At 40.9% G+C, this 25,694-nt stretch carries 27 protein-coding genes and 1 pseudogene; 10 read left to right on the top strand and 18 right to left on the bottom strand.

The window, feature by feature from the left end; all coding sequences use genetic code 11:
- Positions 1-32: 32 nt before the first annotated feature.
- Positions 33-1,301, top strand: a complete 1,269-nt coding sequence (locus tag QI031_RS01325; RefSeq protein WP_281483440.1) for a glycosyltransferase family 4 protein — start codon at positions 33-35, stop codon at positions 1,299-1,301.
- Between the two features lie 213 nt (positions 1,302-1,514).
- Here QI031_RS01325 and QI031_RS01320 read toward each other — a convergent pair whose 3' ends face one another.
- Positions 1,515-1,844 (bottom strand): ArsR/SmtB family transcription factor, encoded by a 330-nt coding sequence (locus QI031_RS01320; protein ID WP_281483439.1) that lies wholly within the window; start codon positions 1,842-1,844, stop codon positions 1,515-1,517.
- Positions 1,845-1,934: 90 nt separating this feature from the next.
- Between QI031_RS01320 and QI031_RS01315 the strand changes: the two genes are divergently transcribed.
- Genes QI031_RS01315 through arsC form a run of 3 tightly spaced genes read left to right on the top strand, consistent with a single transcriptional unit; the run spans position 1,935 to position 3,462 of the window.
- Complete coding sequence (locus QI031_RS01315; RefSeq protein ID WP_281483438.1) at positions 1,935-2,345, top strand: ArsI/CadI family heavy metal resistance metalloenzyme; 411 nt, start codon at positions 1,935-1,937, stop codon at positions 2,343-2,345.
- A gap of 14 nt (positions 2,346-2,359) precedes the next feature.
- Positions 2,360-3,070, top strand: a complete 711-nt coding sequence (locus QI031_RS01310) for an MIP/aquaporin family protein (RefSeq protein WP_281483437.1) — start codon at positions 2,360-2,362, stop codon at positions 3,068-3,070.
- Positions 3,067-3,462: an arsenate reductase, glutathione/glutaredoxin type gene (arsC, locus tag QI031_RS01305; protein WP_484832219.1), complete on the top strand. Its 396-nt coding sequence runs from the start codon at positions 3,067-3,069 to the stop codon at positions 3,460-3,462. Before QI031_RS01310 ends, arsC begins: the two co-directional genes overlap by 4 nt.
- A gap of 424 nt (positions 3,463-3,886) precedes the next feature.
- Here arsC and QI031_RS01300 read toward each other — a convergent pair whose 3' ends face one another.
- The 4 genes from QI031_RS01300 to QI031_RS01285 form a co-directional block, all read right to left on the bottom strand.
- Positions 3,887-4,195, bottom strand: coding sequence for an RNA-binding regulator (locus QI031_RS01300; protein ID WP_281483435.1), 309 nt, complete (start codon positions 4,193-4,195; stop codon positions 3,887-3,889).
- Positions 4,196-4,664: 469 nt separating this feature from the next.
- Positions 4,665-5,225: a putative antibiotic biosynthesis monooxygenase gene (locus QI031_RS01295; protein ID WP_281486178.1), complete on the bottom strand. Its 561-nt coding sequence runs from the start codon at positions 5,223-5,225 to the stop codon at positions 4,665-4,667.
- Positions 5,226-5,238: 13 nt separating this feature from the next.
- Positions 5,239-5,742 carry an N-acetyltransferase gene (locus tag QI031_RS01290; protein WP_281483434.1) on the bottom strand — a complete coding sequence of 168 codons (504 nt, stop codon included), beginning with the start codon at positions 5,740-5,742 and terminating at the stop codon, positions 5,239-5,241.
- A gap of 32 nt (positions 5,743-5,774) precedes the next feature.
- Entirely contained in the window at positions 5,775-6,689 is a 915-nt protein-coding gene (locus QI031_RS01285; RefSeq protein ID WP_281483433.1) for an SMP-30/gluconolactonase/LRE family protein, read from the bottom strand.
- Positions 6,690-6,771: 82 nt separating this feature from the next.
- On the opposite strand from QI031_RS01285, the pseudogene QI031_RS01280 reads away from it, so the two are divergent.
- Positions 6,772-7,013: pseudogene (locus QI031_RS01280) on the top strand (type 2 periplasmic-binding domain-containing protein); the annotation flags it as partial.
- Between the two features lie 343 nt (positions 7,014-7,356).
- On the opposite strand, the gene QI031_RS01275 reads toward QI031_RS01280, so the two are convergent.
- On the bottom strand, positions 7,357-8,367 hold the full coding sequence (locus QI031_RS01275; RefSeq protein ID WP_281483432.1) for an SPFH domain-containing protein: 1,011 nt from the start codon (positions 8,365-8,367) through the stop codon (positions 7,357-7,359).
- Between the two features lie 274 nt (positions 8,368-8,641).
- Entirely contained in the window at positions 8,642-9,076 is a 435-nt protein-coding gene (locus QI031_RS01270; protein WP_281483431.1) for an NfeD family protein, read from the bottom strand.
- Positions 9,077-9,303: 227 nt separating this feature from the next.
- Here QI031_RS01270 and QI031_RS01265 point away from each other — a divergent pair, with 227 nt between their 5' ends.
- Positions 9,304-11,271, top strand: a complete 1,968-nt coding sequence (locus QI031_RS01265; protein ID WP_281483430.1) for a PP2C family protein-serine/threonine phosphatase — start codon at positions 9,304-9,306, stop codon at positions 11,269-11,271.
- Positions 11,272-12,178: 907 nt separating this feature from the next.
- Complete coding sequence (locus QI031_RS01260) at positions 12,179-12,451, top strand: ferredoxin-thioredoxin reductase variable chain (RefSeq protein WP_281486177.1); 273 nt, start codon at positions 12,179-12,181, stop codon at positions 12,449-12,451.
- 5 nt (positions 12,452-12,456) lie between these two features.
- On the opposite strand, the gene QI031_RS01255 is transcribed toward QI031_RS01260, so the two are convergent.
- From QI031_RS01255 to QI031_RS01230, 6 genes are all read right to left on the bottom strand, one after another.
- Positions 12,457-12,678, bottom strand: coding sequence for a hypothetical protein (locus tag QI031_RS01255; RefSeq protein WP_281483429.1), 222 nt, complete (start codon positions 12,676-12,678; stop codon positions 12,457-12,459).
- A gap of 222 nt (positions 12,679-12,900) precedes the next feature.
- The gene (locus QI031_RS01250; protein ID WP_281483428.1) at positions 12,901-13,692 is read right to left on the bottom strand and encodes a YdcF family protein; all 792 of its coding nucleotides are present in this window, start codon (positions 13,690-13,692) and stop codon (positions 12,901-12,903) included.
- A gap of 140 nt (positions 13,693-13,832) precedes the next feature.
- A complete protein-coding gene (locus QI031_RS01245) occupies positions 13,833-14,336 on the bottom strand; it encodes a hypothetical protein (RefSeq protein WP_281483427.1) in 504 nt (167 codons plus the stop codon).
- Positions 14,337-14,349: 13 nt separating this feature from the next.
- Positions 14,350-15,894 carry a bifunctional aminoglycoside phosphotransferase/ATP-binding protein gene (locus tag QI031_RS01240; RefSeq protein ID WP_281483426.1) on the bottom strand — a complete coding sequence of 515 codons (1,545 nt, stop codon included), beginning with the start codon at positions 15,892-15,894 and terminating at the stop codon, positions 14,350-14,352.
- A gap of 81 nt (positions 15,895-15,975) precedes the next feature.
- Positions 15,976-16,626: a 50S ribosomal protein L25/general stress protein Ctc gene (locus tag QI031_RS01235; RefSeq protein ID WP_281483425.1), complete on the bottom strand. Its 651-nt coding sequence runs from the start codon at positions 16,624-16,626 to the stop codon at positions 15,976-15,978.
- 173 nt (positions 16,627-16,799) lie between these two features.
- Positions 16,800-18,143: an adenylosuccinate synthase gene (locus QI031_RS01230; protein WP_281483424.1), complete on the bottom strand. Its 1,344-nt coding sequence runs from the start codon at positions 18,141-18,143 to the stop codon at positions 16,800-16,802.
- A gap of 300 nt (positions 18,144-18,443) precedes the next feature.
- Here QI031_RS01230 and QI031_RS01225 point away from each other — a divergent pair, with 300 nt between their 5' ends.
- Positions 18,444-19,217 (top strand): glucosamine-6-phosphate deaminase, encoded by a 774-nt coding sequence (locus tag QI031_RS01225; RefSeq protein ID WP_281483423.1) that lies wholly within the window; start codon positions 18,444-18,446, stop codon positions 19,215-19,217.
- 103 nt (positions 19,218-19,320) lie between these two features.
- A complete protein-coding gene (locus QI031_RS01220) occupies positions 19,321-19,830 on the top strand; it encodes a hypothetical protein (protein ID WP_281483422.1) in 510 nt (169 codons plus the stop codon).
- A 345-nt stretch (positions 19,831-20,175) separates the two neighbouring features.
- On the opposite strand, the gene QI031_RS01215 is transcribed toward QI031_RS01220, so the two are convergent.
- The 5 genes from QI031_RS01215 to QI031_RS01195 all read right to left on the bottom strand — a co-directional run bounded on the left by QI031_RS01215 (position 20,176) and on the right by QI031_RS01195 (position 24,473).
- Positions 20,176-20,406: a hypothetical protein gene (locus QI031_RS01215; protein ID WP_281483421.1), complete on the bottom strand. Its 231-nt coding sequence runs from the start codon at positions 20,404-20,406 to the stop codon at positions 20,176-20,178.
- 254 nt (positions 20,407-20,660) lie between these two features.
- The gene (locus QI031_RS01210) at positions 20,661-21,353 is read right to left on the bottom strand and encodes a DevA family ABC transporter ATP-binding protein (protein WP_281483420.1); all 693 of its coding nucleotides are present in this window, start codon (positions 21,351-21,353) and stop codon (positions 20,661-20,663) included.
- A 23-nt stretch (positions 21,354-21,376) separates the two neighbouring features.
- The gene (devC, locus tag QI031_RS01205) at positions 21,377-22,549 is read right to left on the bottom strand and encodes an ABC transporter permease DevC (RefSeq protein WP_281483419.1); all 1,173 of its coding nucleotides are present in this window, start codon (positions 22,547-22,549) and stop codon (positions 21,377-21,379) included.
- Between the two features lie 137 nt (positions 22,550-22,686).
- Complete coding sequence (locus tag QI031_RS01200) at positions 22,687-23,880, bottom strand: ABC exporter membrane fusion protein (RefSeq protein WP_281483418.1); 1,194 nt, start codon at positions 23,878-23,880, stop codon at positions 22,687-22,689.
- 269 nt (positions 23,881-24,149) lie between these two features.
- Positions 24,150-24,473, bottom strand: coding sequence for a hypothetical protein (locus QI031_RS01195; RefSeq protein WP_281483417.1), 324 nt, complete (start codon positions 24,471-24,473; stop codon positions 24,150-24,152).
- Positions 24,474-25,272: 799 nt separating this feature from the next.
- On the opposite strand from QI031_RS01195, the gene QI031_RS01190 reads away from it, so the two are divergent.
- Positions 25,273-25,548 (top strand): hypothetical protein, encoded by a 276-nt coding sequence (locus QI031_RS01190; RefSeq protein WP_281486176.1) that lies wholly within the window; start codon positions 25,273-25,275, stop codon positions 25,546-25,548.
- Positions 25,549-25,694 lie beyond the last annotated feature (146 nt).

Raw genomic sequence — 25,694 nt, 5'->3', positions numbered from 1 at the left:
CATTAAGCCAGAAAACCTCTGACTAATTTGTTATGCGGATTTTAATTTACTCTTACAACTACTATCCAGAACCAATTGGTATTGCCCCACTGATGACAGAATTAGCAGAGGGACTGGCTAAGCGTGGGCATGAAGTGCGTGTCGTTACAGCTATGCCTAACTATCCTGAACGCCAAATTTACGAAGGCTATCGGGGCAAACTATATCTCAACGAATATAAAAATGGTGTGCAAATTCAACGCAGTTATGTTTGGATTCGCCCACAACCTAATTTGTTAGATCGAATATTACTAGATGCTAGTTTTGTTGTGACTAGTTTTATACCCGCCATCATGGGTTGGCGACCAGATGTGATTCTCTCAACGTCGCCATCACTACCTGTTTGCGTACCTGCTGCCCTTTTAGGATGGTTGCGTGCCTGTCCTGTAGTCTTAAATCTTCAAGATATATTACCAGAAGCAGCTGTTCATGTTGGACTACTGAAAAATAAATTGCTGATCAAGCTGTTTGCAAGATTGGAAAAATTCGCTTACCGCAGTGCCTCTAAAATCAGCGTTATTGCCGATGGTTTTGTCGAAAACTTGCTATCTAAAGGTGTAGCGTCAGACAAAATCGAGCAAATTCCTAATTGGGTTGATGTCAACTTCATTCGCCCTTTACCCAAAGAAAATAATCCTTTCCGTACAGCACATAATTTAAATGGCAAATTTATAGTGCAGTATTCTGGGAATATTGCGCTTACCCAAGGTTTAGAAACCGTTGTTCAAGCTGCTGCTTTATTACGTCATATTCCAGAGATTGCCTTTGTGATTGTTGGAGAAGCGAAAGGTTTACAACGATTGCAACAATATTGTTTAGATTGCGGAGCCGATAACGTTTTATTACTGCCGTTTCAACCCCGCGAACATTTGCCACAAATGTTAGCAGCAGCAGATGTTGGTTTGGTAGTGCAGAAGAAAAACGTTATATCTTTCAATATGCCATCAAAAATCCAAGTGCTACTTGCCAGTGGTCGGGCGTTGGTCGCGTCTGTACCCGATAATGGTACAGCAGCAAGGGCTGTGAGACAAAGTGGCGGCGGAGTTATTGTTCCTCCAGAAGACGACCAAGCTTTAGCAACGGCAATTTTAGAACTATATAAACACCCGGAAAAAGTCAAAACTTTAAGTTATAACAGTCGTCAATATGCTGTTGAGCAATACGCTTTTGACCATGCTTTAAATCACTATGAAAATCTGTTTTATTCAGTGACAGCAGACACTCAAGCTGTTGAGTCTAAAGTAGTGTCCAAAATTATTTAAAGCCTAATTTTTGTGTAAGTCCTGACTGGTTGACTGTTGCTGCGATCGCCACACCCAGATCTCAAAATAATGTAGTTTTCAAAGCTAATAGTTCAGCTTTTAGTTGCGATTGGTTACAGCTAGAGTTTAGAGGATGTTTGAAAAGTTAACAGTTGAGTAAAAAAAGCTCTCAGGGTATAAGCTGTAGATAAGTCAAAACAGCAGTTTTACTGTTCAAGAGAACACATCTTTCAAAGCTGCAAGTCGAGCTTGCACAATCCGATAGTAAATCCAAGTTCCGCGTCGTTCCTTTTCTAGCAGCCCCGCCTCATACATGACTTTAAGATGATGACTGATCGTAGGTTGCGACAACCCCAGCGATTCGACTAACTCACATGCACACACTTCTTGATTGGATTGAGCAGCAATCAAGCTCAACATTTGTAATCGTGCTGGCTCGTTCAGAACCCGAAACAGTGCCGCCAATTGTACAGCTTCTTCAGGAGTGAGTTTTCCAGCCAGTAAAGGAGAACAACAAGGAGTAAGAGGTTTAGAGAATTTCATATTCCTTATATTGACATACATCGATATCTATTGCCATAATATCAGCAACCATAAATATTGATGAACATCAATATAAGGAGAAACTGAATTATGTCTCGTGTTCAATTAGCTTTGAATGTGAGTGATATTGATGCAGCCGTTGATTTCTATAGCAAATTGTTTGGTTCTGTTCCAGCCAAGCGTCGCCCAGGTTATGCCAATTTCGCTATCCAGGAGCCGCCCTTAAAGCTGGTATTGATTGAAAATACTGCGGCTGCGGGTCAGCTTAATCATTTAGGGGTTGAAGTGGAGTCGTCAGAGCAAGTTGCACAGACAAGCGATCGCCTCAAGCAAAGTGGGCTACCCGTTGATCCAGAGAATCAGGTGACATGCTGCTACGCTCTGCAAGACAAAGTTTGGGTTCAAGATCCAGATGGTGCTGATTGGGAAATCTATACTGTATTGAAGGATTCTGCGAATTTTGGCGTGAGTCGAACGAACTCTCAAGCTTGCTGCTCTTAGCTTAAGGCATCAATATGAAGGGAAAAAACCGCCAACTGTTCGCGACTTGCTCAAGAGAGTTAGTTGCAGAATCCATCGGCACTTTTACATTAGTCTTCGCAGGGACGGGGGCTGTCATTGTCAATTATCTCAGTCACGGAGTTGTCACTCATCTCGGCGTTAGCTTTGTTTTTGGAGCCGTGGTCACGGCATTAATTTACGCATTGGGTCATATTAGTGGCGCACATTTTAACCCTGCTGTAACGTTGGCATTTTGGAGCAGCGGTTTTTTCCAGAGAAATCGAGTGTTGCCTTACATTTTTGCTCAAGTACTGGGCGCAGTTGTTGCTTCGGGGGTGCTGTTTCTGTCTTTTGGCTCTGTGGCAAATTTAGGGGCAACGCTGCCGCAGAATGGTAATTGGCAACAGTCTTTTACCTTAGAAATTATTCTCACCTTTATTCTGATGCTCGTGATCTTGGGATCTGGATTAGATCGTCGCGCTCCAATCGGGTTTGCTGGAATTGCGATTGGTTTAACCGTTGGATTAGAAGCTGCCTGCATGGGTTCAATCACCGGAGCCAGTATGAACCCAGCACGCTCGTTTGCTCCTGCGCTCATCAGTTGGACATGGCAGCATCACTGGTTATATTGGATTGCACCAATTTTAGGCGCACAACTGGCAGTGTGGGTTTATCGGTATCTATCGAACGGATTTTCAGAGTTGAAGCATGAGGAGGAGATATGAAACAGATCATGTTTGTTTGCAAGAAAAACTCTCGGCGTTCTCAAATGGCAGAGGGATTCGCTAAGGCTTTGGGAAAAGACAAAGTAGCCGTCACAAGTTCGGGCTTGGAAGCGAGTCAGGTCGATCCTGTTGTGATTCAGGTGATGTCAGAGGTGGGCATTGATGTTAGCAAGCAAGCCTCAAAACCGTTGAGCGATTTTAAGCCCGAAGATTATAGTGTGGTCGTTTCCCTTTGCGGGTGTGGAGTTAACTTGCCGAAGGAATGGGTATTACAGGACGTTTTTGAAGATTGGCAACTTGATGATCCAGAAGGTCAATCGATTGATGTGTTTCGACGAGTACGGGATGAAGTGAAGGATAGGGTTGTAGCATTGCTTGAATCTTTGAATTAGAAGCTGATACCATTTCACGAAATTACTGATACAAATTACTTTTCTTACTCCCCCTGCCTCCGGTCACTGAGTTTCGACTACTTCGACTTCGCCCTTCTCTACGAGAGGCTGCGCCAACGGCTACGCTCAGGCTAAACTCAGTACAAGTGCGCTCAACTACCGCGTAGCCGAAGTGCTGCTTCCCCTGCTTCCCCTGCTCCCTCTGCCTCCTCTGCTTCCCCTGCTTGCCCAAATGTATCAACTTTAAAGTGAAACGGTATAACCTATCGGCGTTACTATCAGTCAGTAAAATAATCGCTAAATAAGCAAAGACTCAAGTAGTAATACTTGAGTCTTTGATAAATTTTATTAAATTACTGCTGCTCAAAAGTTGAGAAACAGCACAAACCTTTTTATACCTTAAAAAGGGTTGAATCTATGTCGCTTAATAGCGGTTACGGGAGCCGTAGCCACCCCGGTTGCCACCACCACCAAAAGAACCACCTCTGTCTTCTCTGGGTTTAGCCTTATTGACTTTTAAGTCGCGGCCCATCCACTCGGCACCATCAAGAGCTTCAATAGCAGCTGTTTCTTCTGCATCTGTACTCATTTCTACAAAAGCAAAGCCGCGTACACGGCCTGTTTCACGATCAGTAGGGATCTGAACACGTTTTACAGAACCATATTCTGCAAAAACTGCACTCAGAGCATCTTGTGTAACTTCGTAGGAAAGGTTGCCTACATAAACTGACATAGATAGTCTCCAAAACCGTTAGAGTGTAGAGATTTAGATTTCGGAGAGAAGTCTGTAAATACCACAAGGAATAAAGCCTGTCAATACTAAAAACAAACGCTGTCGCCGAATTAACTCTCGTCTCCCATGATGGCATAACGACATAGCAAGCAGAAGAAAGTATTGTAAAACTGTTACAAAACAACACAAATATCAGCAAACACTATTTAGTTGCTGAATAATTGGGCAATATTATTAACAAAAATGCCACCAAGTCTATTCCTTTTTGCTGTTGACATTTCTCTAAATACCAGCAATAGCTTATTGGCATAGTTTTAAGTATACTCCTCGACCTTGTTAACTAGCTCCATAAACTTAATGATTCGATAATTTATTCTTTTATACCAACTTTTATCTACTAAGGTTGGTAAATAATAAATTTAGGACTTCTGGGAAATTCAGGTGCTAACACAAGGTTGCGAAGAGTTAGCTAAATTCTTCGCGACTTAGGATATAGCCACTTGCTAAACAAACGACTAACTCTAGGCATAATCACGTAAGTCAACAAAATTACCATAATAACAGTAATAATCAGCGAAGCAATCAAAGGTGGTAAACCTCGAATTAAAGGCGTTATCAATGTATTCAATATATTAATTAATACATATACAGCTGCCCAAGTTAGTAATGCTGTTTTATAACGCGGTGGAGTCTTCAGTGGTTGACCGGGAAGAGAAAACCAAGCTTCTAATCCACTAATTTGTTGAACATTAGGGTCAGATTCGACCAAACTTTGAGCTTGATTTAGCCAATATTCGCGATCGCGCGATGTCATCCACGTCTGCAAATTTTCATAACCATCAAACCGGAAAATAATCACATATTCAGACCGCACACCGTTTTGGGGACGAATCACGTTTGTACCCAAATGACCGGGATAGGTTCTAGAAACACTGGTAATCTCTTTCAGCCAAGCCTCGTAAGCAATTTCAGACCCTGGTTTGACAACCTGTGAAATAACCACGGTTACAAATTGTTCGCCCTGTTCCATCTCCATAGTTATGTCACCATTCAGCTTTTGATACATGATCGGTTTCTCGTACCAAGATGACAAAAGGCACACCCAAGTACTGATGCTCAAAGGTATCAACACAATGAAACCCCACTCCATACCATACTTGAAGGGCGCGCTGATTAAACGCCGCAATAGTCACCCGCACAATAACAGGTGCAAACATCTGTTGAGCAAAATTGAGAACCGTTGCAGCATAGCAGCGCCCCCGACCATGCCCTGTTAAATTTGGACAAATACCCATACCAATATCTAGCCCTGGTGTGCTGTAATTACCTCCAGGCACTTGACCATCCTTACCAAAACTACAATAGCCAATAAACTTTCTTGGCTCTGCAAAAATACCGTAGAAGTTGTTTTGAAAATCGAGAAAGTACTGTATGTTTTGTTCAATTTCTTTGGGGTTTAAATTGTAGAAATCATAAGGTGGGTCATAATTCCACTTAGCGATCTCTCGTGCATTTGCTTCATCTAAATAATGAATCTTCAAAAGCATTGTCAGTCTGTCATACAATTCTTAGAAAATTACTAAAAGACATACCCAGCTTTCCCTACTTCCAACCGAACAACGTTAGCAGCAACCACACCTGTAGCAGGAGGTAAAAACATTCCCCCATTCATCACAACATAAATTGCGGTGCGATCGCTCTGGGTTTGACCAAAAGCTACTGCTGTACTGCCAATTACACCTTGTTCTGATTGAGCAATGATTGTGGTTTTTGCGTCGGGGGTAATTTTAATGACACTGTTGTAAATATGTGTTGCTCCATAAAGGTTGCCTTCTACATCAAAGGCAAAGTCATCAATATTGGTCTTTTCCACAAAGATTTCTGGTTCACCAGGTTCACCTGCTGTAGTAATTGGAATTTTCAACAGCAACATTTTTTCTGTATTTGAAACGTAAAGAATATCACCAAAACGCTTCAAACCATTTGCAGCCGGAACAACGTTTTCTGGATTGCTACGAGCGAGTAAAGGATGTTCTAACCAAATTGAACCACGGCGTTGGGCAATATCAATTAACCAAATAGCTCCCCGATAGGAATCTGCTATTAAATATTGAGTGCCAGAAAGCGGAGTAATCCCATTTAAAAATATTGCATCTGGCAATGTGAGCAAGGTTTCCACGCTGCCATCTACAGTGATTAAAGAAACTACAGGTATAGAATCCGCATTCCATCCTGTTGCTAATAAACCTCCATTGCTAGTGAAAGCCAGACCATTAACTTTGCCCTCAACAGTGGCATGAATCTGCTGATTACCATCTGGAGTAACGCGAACAATTTGACCGACTTCGTGATTTGTGACAAAAATTGTACCATCTGGAGCGATCGCCAGATTTTCCAAGAAAGTATTGATTGGGAATGAGGTAATAATTTTAGCAGGTGCTAATTCGATGGTTGTATCTACGTAAATCGGCGGTAAACCTGCGAAATTTTCCATATTAATCTACCACTGTAATTGAATCAGGCTACCAAACTTTCGCATCTCTGCAAAAAATAATCCTTGCGCTCTTCCATCCGGTATCGTGCTAATAACTCCCCACTTGCTAATCCTACCAGCAGTTATTTCATACAGTGATTTAATTACCGCCATCCCATCAAGGCTAGCAAAACTATTTGCATGTCAAGGCACATTAGAAATTTTTGAACTTCCTCTGCAAACTGAACCGTGGATGATTTCCATGCTTTGGAGCAAAGTTACAGATAAAGATCAAGCAAATCTTGGTTACGGCAGATGCTTAAAATTATTTGTGAGGGAATTTAAAATTAATTACTTTAGGATTTACGCAAGAACTCTCTAAAACCCTCTTAATTAACCTTTGGGTACTCCTTCGGAGAACTCGCAGAGTAGCCGCTGATACGTCTATGTGTCTTTAGTGAAGCAGTTCCTCATGAGGGAAACCCCATGAGGAACTGCTGTAAAGCCTGCGGCATAGCTTCACTTAGAGCGTAGCGGTAACGAGCTTGCGAGCGTCACCCGTAGGGCGGTAGCCTGCGGCAAGCCCTTCGGTCTACGTTTTTTTATAACTTTGCGTAAGTCCTGTACTTCCCTCAAAATTTTCATAGAGAGATTACCTAAAACATGTCAGAGACTATCTCCCAACTTCTTAATTGGGGCGGTTATTATTTGTTGGCATTTCATTACCAAATAAGGGGTTAGAATTTACTCCAGTAGCGTCAGAAACAATAGAACGCATTCCCTCTAGAGTGGCAGGAATACTGCGTGGGTCCATAAACATGACTTTACTGCTGTCGCTGCTGCCAATCTTCACGCCCATTTCTAGATAATTTTGGGCAAGTAAAAACTGTAATACTTCCTGTGCCTCAGGCTCATTTTTTAAGGTATTAGTAATAATTTGCATTGCTTCTGCGGTTGCTTGCGCCTTAAGAACTTGCTGTTGGCGTTCTGCTTGTGCTTGCAGCACAATCGTCTTTTGTTGCGCTTCGGCTTGGAGAATAGTCGCTTTTTGACGAGCCTCAGCATCCAGAATTTGCGCCTCAGCTTTACCTCTAGCACTATTGACAGCAGATTCTCTCTCACCTTCAGAAGTTAAAATTGCTGCTCGTCTCCGCCGTTCTGCCGACATTTGCAATTCCATCGATTCCCGCACAGTTTGAGAAGGGATAATATCTCGCAGTTCTACCCGCGTCACTTTTACACCCCAGGGGTCAGTAGCAATATCTAAATCTCGCAACAACATTTCATTAATTTGAGAACGGGCAGTAAAGGTTTTATCTAATTCTAGCTGTCCCATTTCTGAGCGAATTTGGGTCAATACTAAATTCACCATTGCCGACTGGAGATGTTCTACTTTGTACCAAGCTTTTTCCATATCCACGATGCGCCAGTAAACCACCGCATCCACCTCTATACCAACATTGTCGCGGGTAATGCATTTTTGTGGGGGAATATCTAAGACTTTTTCACGAATAGTTTCTTGATAGACAAGTTTATCCAAGAAAGGAAGCACAAAATTTAGTCCTGGTTCTAGTTTTTTGTTGTAGCTACCCAGTCTTTCCACCAAAGCTTCATTACCTTGACTAATAACTCTTACAGAGCCAGCCACCGCAGAACCACCAAGCGCCAAAAAGACTAGTAAAAAGAAATTTTCTAACATTTATTGATTCTCCGGAAATTTACAAGTATGGGACTAGTATTTTTGAAAAAAAACCTCAGTACATTTCATATCTTTTCTTCATTGTTCCCTGTTGCCTGTTCCCCGCGATGCACTGAGCGTAATTGTGCTGAGTTTAGCCTGAGCGTAGCCGTTGGCGCAGCCTCTCGTAGAGAAGGGCGCAGTCGAAGTAGCCGAAGTGTTCCCTCCCTAGACAAGTAACTTCAAGAATCAAATCAGATTTTCATACAACTTTTAACTAAATATTGACTCTTGCCTAAGAATGCAACAGATATTCTGGCATCACAATTAAAGTTGTGCCTTCTCTTCTGACCACATACACTCTTTGATGTGGTGCTACGCTGAGTTGATGATCGTCACATCGTGCTTGCCAAGAATTACCCTCGTACAGTACCCGACCTGTTTTTCCCGCAGCAATTTCTGTTAATGTTTCAGCTACAGTCGCATCTTGAATTTTCGACTTGCGGCGTTTTGGTTGCGAAAACCGCCTAGAAAGTACAACCAGTATTAAAGAAAGCAATAGCCAAACCAAGACTTGCAGCCATAAATTTGCCAAACCCGCCAGGGAAAGCAGTGCCACCACAAAAGCACTGATTCCCATCATGAAGGCAACAAAAGCTGAGGGCAAAAACAGTTCCATTAAACACAGAACTGATCCTGCTAGGAGCCAGATTAAGGTATAACTTGGCATAGTGCCATCCTAGACATTACATTTACCTAGATGCGTTTCAAAGATGAGATACACCTAAAGCCTAACGTTTACAGAAAGCAAAACTTGGTGTTTGACAATTTTGATTAATTTCAGTAACAAGGTGTAGCCAGGGGTACACAAATCCAGTCTATTCTAGCTTTCAAGTTGTTGACTGCTAAATTTAATCGAACTTCACGAGTTTATTTATTTTTTGAATTTATAATTTCATGATTTCTACTCAGCGAATAATTTATTGCATAAATCCAGGCTGTAATAATCCTATTAATCCTGTGGGAGATAGTATTTGTGCAAGTTGCCAAGCTTCTCTAGTTCATCGCTATCTTTGGGCTAGCGGCTCTTTGGCAGCCAAAAGCCCGCTAGGTTCAAAAGTGGCAGACAGATATGAAGTAATAAAATCCCAGGTTTGGCTAGATACTCAACCAGGACTGCCGCCAGAAGTACCCCAAGAGTTACCACAAGCAGTTATTCCTTATTTGAAGCTATATCCAGAACGATTGCATCTCCCCCAAGTCTATGGGTTCGCTCCCTCCTTAGAAGAAGATGCGAGTGATAGTGAGATATTATTGCTAGAAAATGTACCTATAGATGAAACAGGAAATATCTACCCAACCATTGTTAATGCATGGGAACAAGCAACGGCAGTTAGACAAGTTTATTGGCTGTGGCAAATTCTCCAGCTTTGGACACCTCTATTAAAACTAGGAGTTGCCCATAGTTTGCTAGTCCCAGAGAACCTGCGTGTACAAGGTTGGTGTGTGCGACTCCTGGAACTTCACCAAACACAAACTACTCAAACAATAAGTTTGCAGGATTTAGGACAATCTTGGCAGCCTTGGCTAAAGTTTGCCAAAACATCAGTAGCTAAAGAGTTAGAAAAGATTGTTGAGCAGATGGGTAATACTCAGGTAGAGTTAGAAACAATTGCCACTCAACTTAATACCTTATTACTTGCATCGGCGGCAGAATTGCCCTTAACTCTTAAAGTGGCAGGAGTAACAGATACAGGCCCTGAACTAGCGCAAAATGAAGATACTTGCTATCCTACAGCTTTTCAGGACTTAGATGACCCATTATTACCGCATTTGTCTATTGTTTGTGATGGCATCGGCGGACACCAAGGCGGTGAAGTTGCTAGTCAATTGGCAGTACAGTCTCTGAAATTACAAATCCGCGCTTTATTTGCAGAGGTAGCAGAACAATCTGAACCTGTACAGCCACAATTGTTGCAAGAACAACTAGAGGCCTGTTTACGAATAGTCAATAATGTTATTTGTTCTCGCAACGACGAACAAAAACGCCAAGGTAGAGAACGCATGGCGACAACTGTTGTCATGGCTGTGCAAGTACCGCAACGAGTATCAACGACTTCTGGGTGGCAGTCAGATAACGCTCATGAACTTTACTTGGCGAATATTGGTGATAGTCGTGCTTACTGGATAACTCGTGACTATTGCCAGTTACTTACAGTAGACGATGATGTGGCAGCACGAGAAGTCCGTTCTGCTCGGAGTTTGTATCATCAAGCACTCCAAAGACTAGACGCGACTGCTCTTACTCAAGCATTGGGGACAAAAGATGCTGACTCTCTACGTTTTTTAATTAGACGCTTCATCTTGGATGAAGATGGCATATTACTTTTGTGTTCTGATGGCTTGAGTGACCATAACTGGGTAGAGCAATCCTGGCAAGATTACGCAATTCCAGTGTTAGCTGGTAGACTGTCAGTTGAAGATGCTGTCCGTGATTGGATTAATTTAGCCAATCAGAAAAATGGTCATGATAATACTTCAGTTGTGCTGACACTTTGCCGTGTCTCTAAAGAATACTTGGTTCCAGTGGCGCGATCGCAGCAATCTGTAGAGTCAGTAGAAATTGTCAAAGCCGAACCACCAGAAGTAGAAGAATCTTTAGCAGAAAGTTCTCAAGCACTACTAGATTTGGATTTGGATTTGGATTTATCAGAAGAACCAATTCCAACTCCAGTTACCAAGCCAAAGCAGACAATTCGAGTCAAACCTTTAGTCTTAGCTGGAGGATTATTAACTTTGCTAGTGGGGGGTACAAGTCTAGGTTTATTAGCTTGGCGGCAATTTAATCCACAAGGATTTCAACAAGTCTGTCGCCAACTTCCCCAAGGAATGCAGTCAATTTGTCCACAAAGCAAATCTAATTGAAGCATGGCAATCAAAAGTAGTCCTTTTTGGTTCAATCTAAACAATTTGTCCACAAAGCAAATCTAATTGAAGCATGGGGCATTGGGCATGGGGCATGGAGAAGAGGAATTGGGGCAGGGTGCGGAGCGCAGAGGGGATAAAGAAGAATTGGGGACAAGGAGAATTGGAGAATTGGGGAAAGAAATGTCTCCCGCAGTCGCTCCCCTTGGTGAGGCAGCCCGGTCTTGTTGTTCCAACAAAGAGGAGCCAGTGCTGCGGGAGGGTTTCCCTCCGCAGGCGACTGGCGTTGGACTGCCGTTAGCGTAGCGATAGCGAGCTTGCGAGCGTCACCCGGAGGGGGAGACCCCAAGACCGCGCTGCTCTCCTTGTCTCCCCATCCCCTTGTCTCCCTGTCTTCCCCTGCTCCCCTGCCTATTTCTCCCTGTTCTTTTACTGTTTCAATATGCTGCTACTACAGCACAGCTATAGGAATAGAAATCTATTTGTTGTAGAATGAAATTTGTCGTTAAAGCGCACAGCAAGAGCAAAGCGGGTTTTACTTGCCCGTTATAGCTTATTTTTCCTCCATAAAGCACCTCTGAGACACCTGTGGGAGTGGACAAGTGCATTGAGGAATAGAAGTACTGTGGGTTTTTTACCGCAGAACTGCTACCCGACGGAAGCCGACACTCGGTTTTCTTAATTTATTTCTATCAGGAAATAAGAAGTAAAGTTTTCCCACATAGTCTGTCAGTACTAAAGTCTACTCTAAAATTCTGATGTCTTTAACTAATTCTATCAAAGCCTGCATGGGCAGGCTTTGTTTGTGTAGCGAGTACAGAGGAATAAAATAGCGTCTGTAAATACTAGACCTATAAGAGTAGCTGTAACAAGCAGTCTATTTTCCCAGATAGCAGTTCAATGAGGAATAGCTGTGGAGATACTTGTGGAACAGCAAAAGCTAGGTGTAAATGTTGTTATGAAAGTTGGCGATCGCGTCCGTGTTAAAGATTCGGTAGTGGTTTATCATCATCCTGAGCATCGAGGTCAGGCTTTTGACATTAAAGGTCTAGAAGGCGAAATTTTAAGTTTTGCCACAGAATGGCAAGGTAGACCTGTAAGCGCCAACTTGCCGATTTTTGTTCAATTTAGTAAAAAATTTAAAGCTCATTTACGTGAAAATGAGTTAGAAGTTATCTAAATTGCTTAGGGGCGGCGAAACCACTGCAAAATATTCAGTTCGCCGCGCATTTTTTTTAGTTCTTGACGGTGTTGTTCTGCGGTTACATGATACCACTCACAATAACGCTGAAACTCTGAACGCGTTTGAACTTCGTGGTAAAACTGATGGGTTGTATGGTAAGCAGCAAAAGTTTCGTCAACTTGAGGTTGAGGAGATGGAATAATATAAGGTAAGTTTTTAGACATATTATTTTATTAAAAATAATTAACAACTTCTAACTTGATTATGACTTACGCACTTGTGGCGAAAAACGAAGCCTTTGCGATTACTACTCTTCTCCAAAAGGAGACGCTACACGTAGCTTGCTTCTCCGTAGGGGTACGAGAAGCCACTAACGCGTCTAGGCTTTGCACCCTGCGGAACGTAATAACGTAAAATCATCGTAATCTGTGCCTAAGTCGTGTTCATTAAAGCCAACCGCGCCAGCGATAGACAAAACTACCAATATATTCTTTTAAGGCGCTAGTAAATTGATTAAGGTTGTCGCTATCGGGTAATAAACTCAGTATAGCGGCTTTAGGAGTGCTGCCAAGTTCCTTGATATCGCCTTGACTGACGAGAAAGTCAGTAGGTGCAGGAATCACATCAATACCTTGACGCTGAAAAATTTTTAGCGATCGCGGCATGTGCATTGCTGAAGTTATCAATAATATCCGGTTTATGCCACGAGTTTCTAAAATTTTCTTGACATTTACAGCATTTTGATATGTGTTGAAAGAATCAGGCTCTTGGACAATTGCCTCAGATGGTATGCCAATAGAGGTGAGTATTGTGGCCATATCTGCCGATTCTGGGGAACCACTGCCGCGCCAACTGATGCGACCACCACTGAGAATAATAATCGGCGCTTTTTTTTGGCGATATAGTTGAGCAGCATAAATTACGCGATCGCCCGCTTCACTTAAATCAACAGTTGGTCTGGGGGGAGAAGCCGATTTCGTTGCACCACCCAAAACTACGATCGCATCAGCATTCGGGATTGGGTTGAGGGGAAGATTTTGCCACTCCAGCGATCGCGCCAGAGATTTAGACACCCAAGCGTTACTACAAACAAGCAATAAAATTAAAGATAAAGCGATCGCTCCTGCGGCAATACGTGGTCTTTTCCACAATGTAATCAATGCCACTACCAAACTTAAGCTAGCTAGTCCCAATGGATAAATAAATAGTGGCAGTAACTTAGAGAGATATAAAAACATAATAGGGCATGGGGCATGGGGCATGGGGCATGGAGAAGAGGAATTGGGGCAGGGTGCGGGGCGCAAGGGGGAAAGAAAAATTACATCTTTCTCCCCTGCTTTTCCTAGCCCCTAGTCCCTAGCCTCTAGCCCCTTAAATACTACCTTTCCCAAAATTTAAAATTGATGGTTCCACGAGTACGGCGATAACGGCGAACGGGTCTTCTTTTTTGTTGTCTGGTGATTCTATCGCTGGTTTGTTCACCATTGGCTTCTTCTACAGTTTCAACTGGTAACTGAGTTCTGGTTTCTTCTTTACTTCCCCACCAGGCAATAATCCAGCCTCCACCCATAGCACCTATGCCGCCTAGTAAGATGCTCATGGGCGCAGGATATCCCAAAAACACAAAGCCCAATAAGAAAAATAACCAGTATTTCAACGCTGCGTCAACGCCATCAGATGAGGCTACAGATGGAGGTTGAGGACTATTTCTACTAGCATTTGTGATCCAGCCTAAGGTGAAACCGCCAAGAATGCCCAGAAAGATACTCAGGGATACGGGAGAACCTGTCAACGACAATATTAAAATTAAAAACGCCCCAAATATCAGCTGAGAAAGAAAGCTAGGAGAAATACTCAAAAAATCATTGTTTTTAGGTGCCATAAGGTAAAAACGGCTATTGGCGAATTATTTGGTTTAATTGTGTCTGTTGTGATTGAGTTGTGTCCCAAACCTGGACGTATGGTTTTTCGGCATCAGTAAATGGTTCAGCTTGCTGCACTTGTGATGTTAATAAATCAACGGTAGCATCAGCAATATCACCAGTACGGTTAACCAGACGCTCTTTTATAACTTCTGTGGGTGCTGTGCAATAGATGATTTTTAGGGGAAGGTCGTACTTTTCGGCTTGATCAATTACTGCTTGCCGCAGCTGTTGTTGGTCATATTTAGCATCTAAAATTACAGAAAAACCTTGATTAGCTAGTATAATTCCCAATTCTAACAACCGCGCATAGGTTTTCTGAGTCATTTCGGCTGTATATAAATCATCCCCACCACGTTCCGATAGAGAAATTCCTCCTAAATGTTTTCGCACTGCATCGGAACGAATGTGAATTGTTCCCAGTTGACGAGCTAAATATTTTGCTGTTGTACTTTTGCCAGAACCTGATAATCCCGACATTAAAATCAGTTGTCCTTGTTTGGGTTTAGTGTATTCCCAAGCCAGCTTGTAGTATTTAGCTGCGGTTTTTGTGGCTTCTTCCTTAACTGCTGTTGCCACACCAGGGTCATCTAATAAAAATGAAGTTACTTTTGCCCTAACATAAGATTGACGGTTTAAATATATAGGTAATACTTGTAATCCTTCCCAATCGCCAGTCTGCTCGACATAGGTATTCAAGTAGGCATTACTTAAGTCTTTTCGCTCCTGTGCTTCTAGATCCATCACAGCATAGGCAATGTCGAACATCACATCGACAAAACGAAACGGCTCGTTAAACTCAATGCAATCGAATAGCAGAATTTTATCTTGCCACAGAGCTATATTTCGCAGGTGCAAGTCTCCATGACATTCACGAATATGGTCATTTTGCATTCTGCTTTGAAATAATTCTTGTCTTTCTGCAAAAAAACGCTCAGTGTATGCTTTGGTTTCGTCAAATTGCACCTGTGTTTGAGGGCCACCAATATATTTTTCGGTTTGCTCGTAATTTTCATCAAATGCAGCTCGAATTTGAGGCACTTCGCCAAAACTCCGAATGTAGTCGTTAGTTGCGGTTTTGGCATGGTACTGAGCTACTACTCGTCCCAACTCTTCTAAGTGTGTCTCGTTTAACTTACCTTGTTCAAAAAGTTGGCTAAAAAGTGACTCTTGAGGAAACTGACGCATCTTCAGTACATATTCTACAGTTTCACCAGTTCCGCCTAGATGGTATTGCTCTCCTACTTGAGTTATGGGTAAAACTTCTAAATATAATTCGGCTGCACCCCGCTGATTCAGGCTTAATTCTTCCTGACAAAAATGTTGTCGTTTTTCTAAGGTAGAAAAGTCTAAAAAACCAAAATTTGCAGGTTTTTTGAGCTTGTAAGCATAATCTCCAGTTAGCAGTACATAAGAAATATGAGTTTGTACCAATTGAATGGGTTCTGTTACCGCATGGGGATAAAATCTAGGCTGCAACATTTGCTTAATTAAAGCTGGAAGGGTCGCTTCTGTCATCTTGTTCCTCAGCGGTTCAATACAAAAAAACCAGGAGTTTTCTCCTGGTATTATCAAAAATTATCACATACTTTCTGTAGCTTAAGAGGCTGTTTCACTTTCTGTTTCTGCTGTCTCGCTGTCTGCGGATACAGTTTCACTTTCTTCCGATATTGTTTCAGTCTCTGTTTCTACAACTCGTGGCGGTAAAACATTGACAACAACTTGCTCTGGTTTAGCTAGAACTGTCACACCTTCGGGCAGTACCAACTCATCGATACGCAAACTGTCACCCACCTTTAAGTTAGATACATCAATTTCAATTGCTTCTGGGATATTCTCAGGTGAACAACTCACTTGCAATTCGTTGATTACAGTATCTAACACACCACCTTCTTGTTTAACACCAATAGCGTCTCCCACAAAACGTAGGGGTACTTCTACGTTGGTGTCACCATGACCAGCAACAGCAAAAAAGCTGAGATGGTAGGGTGTACCTTTGGCTGGATGGATTTGAAGTTCCCGCAACAGGGTTTTGCCTCGCCAAGGTGCATCGGTAACGTTTAAATCAATTAAGGTATTATTGACCGAAGCTTTTTTAAGCAAGCGCTCAACGGTTTTAGCGTTAATAGTCAAAGCAATTGACTCTGTACCCTTGTGACCGTATAAGTTTGCGGGTATTTCTCCAGAACGGCGCAAAGCTTTGGGCTTGCTGCCTTCTGGTCGTTTTTGACATTCGACTGTAATAGCCATATCAGTTGTTAGTTGTTAGTTGTCAGTTGTCAGCGATGCACTGAGCGCACTTGTGCTGAGCGTAGCCGAAGTAGTCGAAGTGTTGTCAGTTGCTTTTTCATCTAAGGCTATTGTTTAATGAACTAACTACGGACTTCCCGCAAGAAGTTTTAAAACTTAGCACTGAGCAATGACTAAGCACTCAGTAAAGAGGCTGGTGTGCCATCAGGGTGCAACAAAGCACGTTTTGGCCCGTGGATGGGGTCTTCGACGATAATAGTTTGATCGCGGCTGGCTCCTAAGGAGACGATCGCAATCGGGACTTCCATTAATTCTGCTAAGAATTTCAGATAGTCCAATGCTTGCTTGGGCAAGTCTTCTAGGGTGCGGCATTCACTTGTGGATACTTGCCACCCTGGTAAGGTTTTGTAAATAGGGCGACATCTGGCAAATTGACGGGAACTGGTGGGAAAGTGTTCACTGCGATCGCCGTCTATTTCATAAGCGACACAAACTTTAATTTCTGCTAGCTCATCTAGAACATCTAGTTTGGTAATTGCCATACAGTCCATACCGTTAATTCTGACGGCATAACGACCAATTACGGCATCAAACCAACCACAACGGCGCTTGCGTCCGGTAGTTGTGCCAAATTCAGCACCGCGATCGCACAGCAATTCGCCAATCTCTCCATCTTGTTCGGTGGGAAAAGGCCCTTCTCCAACACGCGTGGTATAGGCTTTCGACACGCCAATGACCCGATCTATCATCGTCGGCCCTACCCCTGCGCCAACGCAAGCACCCCCGGCTACGGGGTTGGAGGAGGTCACATAAGGATAAGTACCGTGATCTAAGTCTAAAAGCGTACCTTGTGCGCCTTCAAATAAGATGTTGCGCCGCCGCTGAACCGCGTCATATATTTTCAGCGACGTATCAACTACATAAGGTTGCAGACGTTTAGCATATCCTAGATACTCTTCTATTACCTCTTGTGGATCTAAGGGTGGCAAGTTATAAAGCTTTTCTAAAATGACGTTTTTATAATTAATCGTCCACTCTAATTGCTCACGCAGTGCATCAAAGTTCATTAAATCTAAAACTCTAATGCCTGTACGCTCTGATTTGTCGGCATAAGTTGGGCCAATTCCTCGCCCAGTTGTGCCGATTTTATAACTTCCCCGTCGCTCCTCCGATGCCCGATCAATCAACCTATGGTAAGGCATCGTTACATGGGCTGTTTCAGATATTAAAAGTTTGGCAGTAGAAATATTTAATGTTTCTAGTTGATCGAGTTCGGCTATCAAAACCTGCGGATCAATCACTGTTCCACAGCCGATAATGCACTCAGTTTCTGGGTATAAAATACCAGAGGGAATCAAGTGCAGTTTAAAGGTCTGACCTTTCACTACTATGGTGTGTCCAGCATTGACACCCCCCTGATAACGTACCACTACATCTGCTGAGTGGCTGAGTAAGTCAGTTATTTTACCTTTTCCTTCATCGCCCCATTGGGCTCCTATGACAATGACGTTAGCCAAGCGCTTATATTATAGAGGTAAAGTTTCCACAAAGATCCATTATCAACATACTTTGCGAACTTTGTCAATAAAATTAAGTAATAGATCATGCCAAATTAGCTGGCAACAATTTGAAAATCTTTTGCAAGATTTGGGAGAGAGTCGTGTCGCCAGGATAGCTTATGATGCTCGAAAGAGCCTCTAGCGCCCAGCCTCTGACCTCAACGAGATGTAGCTGATTAAAACGAGAAGCGTTATAACATCAGAAAAGTATTGCGCTCAAGTTATTGCTGTACTGTTGAAAATTTTCTGCATAAGCAAATGGTAGCCGTTACAAAGTTTTTTCGTGTTGATGATTTATTGGTGCAGATTTACAACTCTGAAGTTGAAATGGCCCAGGAAGTTGCAAAAATTACACAAAAGTATTTACAAGAGGTTCTCCAGCGACAAGATACGGCAGCTGTATTGTTAGCAACTGGAAACTCCCAATTGAAATTTCTTGATGCTTTAATTGAGTTAGGAGGTATAAATTGGTCGCGGATTATTTTATTTCATTTAGATGAATACTTGGGAATTACTGCTAATCACCCTGCTAGTTTTCGGCGTTATCTGCAAGAAAGGGTAGAGAAGCGAGTATATCCGCAGCAATTTCATTATATAGAAGGTGATGCATTACAACCTGTAGCAGAATGCGATCGCTACACTAAATTACTACAAGCCCAACCAATTGATTTATGCTGTCTTGGTGTGGGCGAAAACGGACACTTGGCTTTTAATGACCCAGCAGTAGCTAATTTTCAAGATCCTTATGCTGTTAAATTAGTGAAACTAGACCTAGCGAATCGTCAACAGCAAGTGAATACAGGTCATTTCCCTAGCATCGATAGTGTTCCACAGTATGCTTTTACTGTTACTCTGCCTTTGATTTGTTCAGCTACAAAAATTATCTGTCTAGCACCAGAAGAACGTAAAGCTCAAGCAGTAAAACAGATGTTGCGAGAATCAATTAGTAGTAAATATCCTGCCTCTATTCTCCGTCAGCAATCGCAAGCAACATTATTTTTAGATATAAATTCTGCTAGTTTACTCAGTTAATGTGAGTTTGATGGGGATTTGATCTGAAAAAACACTGTATAAATACCGTGTATCAGTTGATTACATTGAAGATTTCAGCATAATAAGTAGTTGAAAAAATCTGATGAACATAGAATTATTAATTGGAACATGGCTGTTAACAGGAAGCATTTCTATAAAAAGCGAAATTAAATTTATCGGTGATGAACTAGATGCAAATGGTGTCGAAAATTGGTTGAATAGTAACAGCAACAATTTAATTGCTCAGGTAGAAGCAACCCAAGGACTTACTCTAACTATCTCATCAGATGGTAAATTCTCTGAAGAAAGAACGGGCGCTCCTAAAGTTTATTGGTTTGACTTTGAAGGAGTATTGCAGTCTGAGGTTATACCGTTTAACGGCCATTTGAGTTTCTATGACTCAAAAGCCTTCTTATTGCTTGATGAGCTGGTATCGTGGGCTGTACCTAGCGATAAAGTTAATAAAAAAAAGCTCAGATACGACGATGGTGACACGAAAATAGCTGATAGCATTGAAGTTCAAGGCGAACAGCTTATACGAACCATCTCAGTAGTAACGGATGAACTTTACTTAGATAGAGTGATTATCGTATACAAAAGAGCAGAGCAGTAATTATTAAATACAAAATCATTGTTGTAAGCATCTTTTACTACTGATAAATTCAGTAGAAATTGAAAACCAATAACTTTTATTTCAGCTTAAAACTAGATAAGCAACCTTCAAGATAGCAACAGTCTTCGCATTGCAACTCTTGCCCTGGATGAGGACATCCGCAGTCGGGATTGACGAAACATTCACAAGGATCTGTGGGATAAAGATGCTTTTTAAGTATAAATGTTAAAGCAGCTTCTTGTAGACATAAAATCAAATCTTGCACCATAATTTTTACAAATGCTTTGATAAAGTATTTAAAATCTCCTAAAATTGTCAATTTATTGAACAAAATAGGTATAAGTTTTAAACTACAGACCACCTATTCCATGCTGAAATTGTATCTTCTACCACAAATTCCCTTTTATGTGAATTGGCAGTTTCAGCTACTAAAACTTTTAATGTTACGGTAGATCCATTATTGATAATTATGTGTCCGTAGCCGATTACTTTCCCTAAATGTCCAGTTTGTTGATTGAGTACATAATCACCAATAGTCAACATAATGGTACTGTCACCGTTTGAGAATGTATACATGATTGTTCATACATTCTCTATAGGCTGATCAATGAAAACTTCATACTTCTAGACTGTTTTGCTTTTGACTTCAGGAAGATATTATGCCCACTTTATCTATTACTTGGGATATAAGAATAATTATGTAGTTGGTGTTAATTGTCAGCAAAATTTATATGTACTGGTACAATAATACGTTATACCATTTTATGAAATTACTGGTATAAATGATACCTCCTACTCGCATCAGTATTCGCTGTACCTTTGTGAAAGTGTTAAAAAACTTCTGGGAGTAGTTTTCCATCTTCCATCTGAATTATGCGATCGGCAATATCTAATATTCGGTTGTCGTGAGTGACTATCAAAATAGCGCAATTCTGTTCTTTAGCTAGTTGCTGCATCAAAGTGACAACATCTCTGCCTGACTTACTATCTAAGGCCGCAGTAGGTTCATCAGCTAACACCAGTTTAGGATGACTAACTAAAGCACGCGCGATCGCTACCCGTTGTTTTTGTCCTCCTGAAAGATCACAAGGGTAATAATTAACTCGATTTTCGAGGTGAACAGCATTAAGCATCGCTTCCGATTGCTTAAGAGCTTTCCATTTGGGAATATTTGTATGTAATTCCAGCGACATTTGCACATTTTGTCTGGCTGTTAAGAAATCTAGCAAGTTGTGAGCTTGAAAAATATAGCCAATATGGCGACGTGCTTGTACTAATTGCTCATTGCTGGCTCCATAAAGTTCCTGTCCTAAAAATTTTAGACTTCCTTGTTGGACAGAACGTAACCCACCAATCAAAGTTAGTAAAGTCGTTTTACCGGAACCTGATGGGCCAGTCATAATTACAATTTCACCAGATTTGATTGTCAAATTAATATCAAATAAAATCTGACTACGTAATTTTCTTTTACCAAAAAACTGGTTAAGATTTTTTACATCAACAATAGATTTGGGTTTCATCATATTTAAAAAGCATTTTTGTTTATTTAAAAAATATCGGCTGGATCTACATGCCGTAGTTTATTTGTAGAGAAAAATCCAGAAACTAAACACATTATAATTGCCGAAACTAATACTAAAACTGCCTTATCAATACTCATAGTTACTGGTAATTTAGTAGCATTTTTGGCCACGTCGTACAGAGCCATAGATATAGCCAAACCTGGAATGTATCCTAAAGTTGCTAAAATTAAAGCCTGTTGAAAAACTACACTTAACAGATATTTATTTTTAAATCCCATTGCTTTTAAGGTTGCATATTCAGCTAAGTGATTAGAAATATTGCTATAAAGAATTTGATATACAACAATTACACCAACAACAAACCCCATTAACACCATCAAGTTAAATACAAATCCAATAGGTGTTCTAAGAGCCCAATATTTTTTTTCAAACTTAATAAAATCTTCGCGGTTAACAACTCTAACATCTTGTGGTAAATAGGCTGATAAACTTGCTAATACTTTTTGAGGGTCGGTATTAGGTTTGAGATCAATTATGCCTATATCTATATTTTGTGCCGAACGGTCTTGAAATATTCTCAAGAAAGTTGAAGTACTAACGATTAAATTTCCATCAACTCCAAAGGAAGGCCCTAAACTAAATAAACCCCCTACTTTCACTTTGTAACCAATTAATGCTGTATAAGTGAATATTTCAATTTGTACATTTTTGCCTTGCTCAAAATTTTGGGCAATAGGGCCAAACTCCGGACGAGCTGCCCGATCAAATAAAACTATGTTAGGTATTTGGAGTAATTTGAAGTTTTTCTCAACATCTGGTAATGTAAAAATCGATTCAACTGGATCAAAACCAAGCACATACATAGGAAATTTTAAACCATTAATAGGATTTTTCAGCTTGGCAAATTGCATATATAAAGGGCTAACCGATTTCACACCATCGAAACCTAACGCTTGATATAAACGCCAGCGCGGAAAACTTTGATTGGATGTCAAAGATTTATATTGGGCGCTGATGATAAATAAATCTCCATGAAGATTTTTATGTAATTGTGTCGCACTGGCATAAAGAGCATCTTGGAAACCAATTTGCATAAACATCAAAACTGCAACAAAAGCAATTCCAGCTAAAGCGACAAGAAAGCGAACTTTTTGTTTAGCTAGTTGTAGCCAAGCTAGAGGTATATTGAAAGCCATTTGATCAACCTTGAGTGAGAGGGGCTAGGGGCTAGGGGTTATGTGTCTTATGTAATTTAGAACTGCTACGTCAAAATAGTTGAATTGCCATTTACAAGAGACTGGTTTGTTCCCAATCCCCTATTCTTAGTCCTGTGTCATATCTCAATTAATACCTGTACCTGTAAATCTGTAAGAGCAACAACTTGTTGATTTTCTGCTAAGTTTTCAATCCGAATTTTGACATCAACTACTTTGTTATCTGTGTCTGCACCTGGATTATTACTAAAGATATTTTGTCTACCAACTTGTAAACCTATATCTGTGACTGTTCCTCGCAATTTCTCAGGAAAAGCATCGCTAGTAATAATAGCTGATTGACCCAGACGCACTTTATTGATGTCTGTTTCATAGATTTCTGCTACTACATACATCTGTTGGGTACGACCTAAATCAGCTATGCCCATACTGCCGATGATTTCTCCAGGCCAAGCGTGAATTTTTAAGACTTGGCCATTGATAGGCGATCGCACAATACTCAAATCTAAGTCTGCTTTCGCTTGTTTTACCGATGCGATCGCACTTGCAACATCGGTTTGTGCTGCTTGCACATCGGTAGGACGGATTTCTGCAATACTCTTGAGCTTGGCTTTAGCTTCAGTTAATTGTTTTTCGAGAGTTTCTACAGTCCGGTTGAGGGCAGCTTTAGCTTCGTTAAGTTGTTGCTGCACAGTCTCGACTCGTAAACCCTTAGCATCTGAATCTGAAGCTGAAATCGCACCTTCTTTGAACAATTGCTGATATCGCTGATTTTCGCTTTCAGCATTCCGTAATTCTGCCTCTAGGCGAGCGATCGTAGCTTGTTGTGCAGAAACTTCTCCGCGTAATTCAGCTTCTAGGCGGGCGATCGTTGCTTGTTGTGCAGAGATATCTCCGAGTTTAGCCCCTGCTTTTACTTGGTTAAGACTCGCTTGAGCAACTAAAACTTGTTTTTGAGCTTTTTCTAAAGCTGCAAGACGGGGATAGTAACTGTCAAGAATTGCGATTAATTGTCCCTGACGTACTTTGTCTCCTTTGTTTACCAGGAGTTTTGCAACCCGCACACCTCCTTGAGAATCTGGAGCAGACAGACGAATAACTTCTCCTTGAGGCTCTAAACGTCCTAAAGCAGCAACAGCTGTCATCGCCGAAGAACTACTTGGTGGAGTTGGAGCTTGTACTTTAGAGGACGACCAAAATTGTGAAAGGCTGTAGAAAGAAACTGCGCCTGTAACCACAGCCATCGCAGTTGCCAAAATTATCAACCACCAACTCAGAGGTTTTGTGAATGACGGCTTTTGTTTGTATACCATAATCATATTTTCCAAATTAGTGATGTCTGGCGACAAGCTGCTCTGCCAAAGCTTTAGAGCATTTACGGACTTTTTTTTACGTCTATTAGATTGAAACGCAGAATAAACGTAGATTTTGAGGACAGAAAGAAGATAATTATTTGATGATGTCAGGTCTAAATTGTTGCTAAAGAAAAAGTTCGGATGATGGAATTATCAAAAAAGTATCCATCAATCCGTTAATAGCATCAGCTTTGAGTACTTGATGCATTCAGTAGTAATATTTATCTTTACTTGTTTAGCACTACCTCATGTTTCTTTTTCATGATCGCTAAGTATTCACTACGAGTTCCATCTATCCGGTAATGGTCACAAATTTGGCATAGTTTCAAAACATCCAATCGGCTAAATACTTTTTGATGTTGAATGCCGTTGTCATTTCTCCAGCGCCAAAAAGTTGTTCTGTCAATGCGGCGATCGCTCTCAGTCCATCTACGTCGGGATAAAAAATCTACCAGTTCTTCTTCATAAAATGAGTAGCCTTTGGGTAACTTAAGAAGTTCTTCTCTTAATTTAATTATCGGTATAAGTGGATCTAGCTCAGATAATCTCATGCCAGCAAGCCCTTATAAATTCATGTCAGTCAAATTATCTAGAAAGCTTCATGCAGTACGGTATAATGACATTAAATTGCATTGTCATACTATACGGTTAATAGTGTGTAAAGCATTGAGATAATCAGATAAATTTAAATTTATATTCTTCCTACCTTTGTATCTTTATACTTCTATTAACCAATAGTATGGAGTTACATGATTTAATCACACACGATAAACTGATTGATACTCAATTGCAACCCACATGCAACAGATTTAATTATAAATAGTTAGCAACATAATCAATAGAAACTATGGTGAGAATTACAACAATTGACAAGTATTGCATAGTGTTTTATCCTGAATGTTATTTATCATCTTAATCTGAACACTTTGTTTTGTGGGATACCTGACACATTGTTAATTGATTATCGGAGTTTTTTCATTCTTGAGGAATAGTTACTAGTGGTTAAAATTACATTTTCATTGGAGCTAGTTTTTGATAACAAAATTACTCAAAGAAATCAACTAATAGATAGAGGTAGAGTTTTGTCTCGAAACAATCAACTTTTTGATAGATGATAATGTCGATTTAGTATAAAAGGACGCGTTAGTTGAAAGTCATAATATAACGGCAAGTTGGCGCAAAAAATCTACAATATAAACTGCTCAATCTACTGAAGAGATGCAATTGTTATGCAACTTTGGTAATGCATTTTTGTGATATGAGATATTAATAGACAAGAGTTCTAGTAGATATGTGAGTGATCGATATTGCCCACCAAAGACTCCAATGAAAATGAAACTAAAGCGATTCATGCTCTCACTGCCAAACTTTGATAACCAAAGGTTAATTTTTCATGCAGCTCGTCAGACTCGTCGTAAAGCTGAGATGGCTCGCTTGGCGGTGCATGAATGGCTCAACCAACATGAGTTTGAGCTAGAAGAATGGAAAAATAAAACAGCTTTGCAGATGGGAATTGGTATTAATGAACTTGAACAGAAGCTATTAGCTGCTGCTCAATCTCAGATGGTGAATAAGAACACAGATGATGATTCTGATTCAACAACCAAATCCTGCATTAGTTCGTGATGTAAGTTTTGACTTATGTACTCAATGATAATCGTTAAATCAGCACTGCAATTATCTCTAAGACCTTGCTCGATCAATTTGTATCTCATCAGATCCATCTAGTTAGCATTTGAGTTGCATGTGAGTTGCAATAGAGAAGCAACTAG

Origin of the sequence: Halotia branconii CENA392, from assembly GCF_029953635.1 — a bacterium.
Lineage (GTDB): Bacteria > Cyanobacteriota > Cyanobacteriia > Cyanobacteriales > Nostocaceae > Halotia > Halotia branconii.
The sequence above is the reverse complement of the archived record's forward strand: the minus strand, read 5'-3'. Positions and strand labels throughout refer to the sequence as shown.

Bases quoted from the DNA above. Each gene is read 5' to 3' on its own strand.
- QI031_RS01220 (WP_281483422.1), top strand. From the start codon at position 19,321: ATGAACATAGAATTATTAATTGGAACATGGCTGTTAACAGGAAGCATT.
- QI031_RS01290 (WP_281483434.1), bottom strand. From the start codon at position 5,742: ATGCTTTTGAAGATTCATTATTTAGATGAAGCAAATGCACGAGAGATC.
- arsC (WP_484832219.1), top strand. From the start codon at position 3,067: ATGAAACAGATCATGTTTGTTTGCAAGAAAAACTCTCGGCGTTCTCAA.
- QI031_RS01215 (WP_281483421.1), bottom strand. From the start codon at position 20,406: ATGTATACATTCTCAAACGGTGACAGTACCATTATGTTGACTATTGGT.
- QI031_RS01240 (WP_281483426.1), bottom strand. From the start codon at position 15,894: ATGACAGAAGCGACCCTTCCAGCTTTAATTAAGCAAATGTTGCAGCCT.
- QI031_RS01285 (WP_281483433.1), bottom strand. From the start codon at position 6,689: ATGGAAAATTTCGCAGGTTTACCGCCGATTTACGTAGATACAACCATC.
- QI031_RS01265 (WP_281483430.1), top strand. From the start codon at position 9,304: ATGATTTCTACTCAGCGAATAATTTATTGCATAAATCCAGGCTGTAAT.
- QI031_RS01270 (WP_281483431.1), bottom strand. From the start codon at position 9,076: ATGCCAAGTTATACCTTAATCTGGCTCCTAGCAGGATCAGTTCTGTGT.
- QI031_RS01250 (WP_281483428.1), bottom strand. From the start codon at position 13,692: ATGTTTTTATATCTCTCTAAGTTACTGCCACTATTTATTTATCCATTG.
- QI031_RS01245 (WP_281483427.1), bottom strand. From the start codon at position 14,336: ATGGCACCTAAAAACAATGATTTTTTGAGTATTTCTCCTAGCTTTCTT.
- QI031_RS01275 (WP_281483432.1), bottom strand. From the start codon at position 8,367: ATGTTAGAAAATTTCTTTTTACTAGTCTTTTTGGCGCTTGGTGGTTCT.
- QI031_RS01315 (WP_281483438.1), top strand. From the start codon at position 1,935: ATGTCTCGTGTTCAATTAGCTTTGAATGTGAGTGATATTGATGCAGCC.
- QI031_RS01200 (WP_281483418.1), bottom strand. From the start codon at position 23,880: ATGGTATACAAACAAAAGCCGTCATTCACAAAACCTCTGAGTTGGTGG.
- QI031_RS01235 (WP_281483425.1), bottom strand. From the start codon at position 16,626: ATGGCTATTACAGTCGAATGTCAAAAACGACCAGAAGGCAGCAAGCCC.
- QI031_RS01295 (WP_281486178.1), bottom strand. From the start codon at position 5,225: ATGGAACAGGGCGAACAATTTGTAACCGTGGTTATTTCACAGGTTGTC.
- QI031_RS01310 (WP_281483437.1), top strand. From the start codon at position 2,360: ATGAAGGGAAAAAACCGCCAACTGTTCGCGACTTGCTCAAGAGAGTTA.
- QI031_RS01300 (WP_281483435.1), bottom strand. From the start codon at position 4,195: ATGTCAGTTTATGTAGGCAACCTTTCCTACGAAGTTACACAAGATGCT.
- QI031_RS01195 (WP_281483417.1), bottom strand. From the start codon at position 24,473: ATGAGATTATCTGAGCTAGATCCACTTATACCGATAATTAAATTAAGA.
- QI031_RS01210 (WP_281483420.1), bottom strand. From the start codon at position 21,353: ATGATGAAACCCAAATCTATTGTTGATGTAAAAAATCTTAACCAGTTT.
- QI031_RS01325 (WP_281483440.1), top strand. From the start codon at position 33: ATGCGGATTTTAATTTACTCTTACAACTACTATCCAGAACCAATTGGT.
- QI031_RS01225 (WP_281483423.1), top strand. From the start codon at position 18,444: ATGGTAGCCGTTACAAAGTTTTTTCGTGTTGATGATTTATTGGTGCAG.
- QI031_RS01190 (WP_281486176.1), top strand. From the start codon at position 25,273: ATGCTCTCACTGCCAAACTTTGATAACCAAAGGTTAATTTTTCATGCA.
- QI031_RS01255 (WP_281483429.1), bottom strand. From the start codon at position 12,678: ATGTCTAAAAACTTACCTTATATTATTCCATCTCCTCAACCTCAAGTT.
- QI031_RS01320 (WP_281483439.1), bottom strand. From the start codon at position 1,844: ATGAAATTCTCTAAACCTCTTACTCCTTGTTGTTCTCCTTTACTGGCT.
- devC (WP_281483419.1), bottom strand. From the start codon at position 22,549: ATGGCTTTCAATATACCTCTAGCTTGGCTACAACTAGCTAAACAAAAA.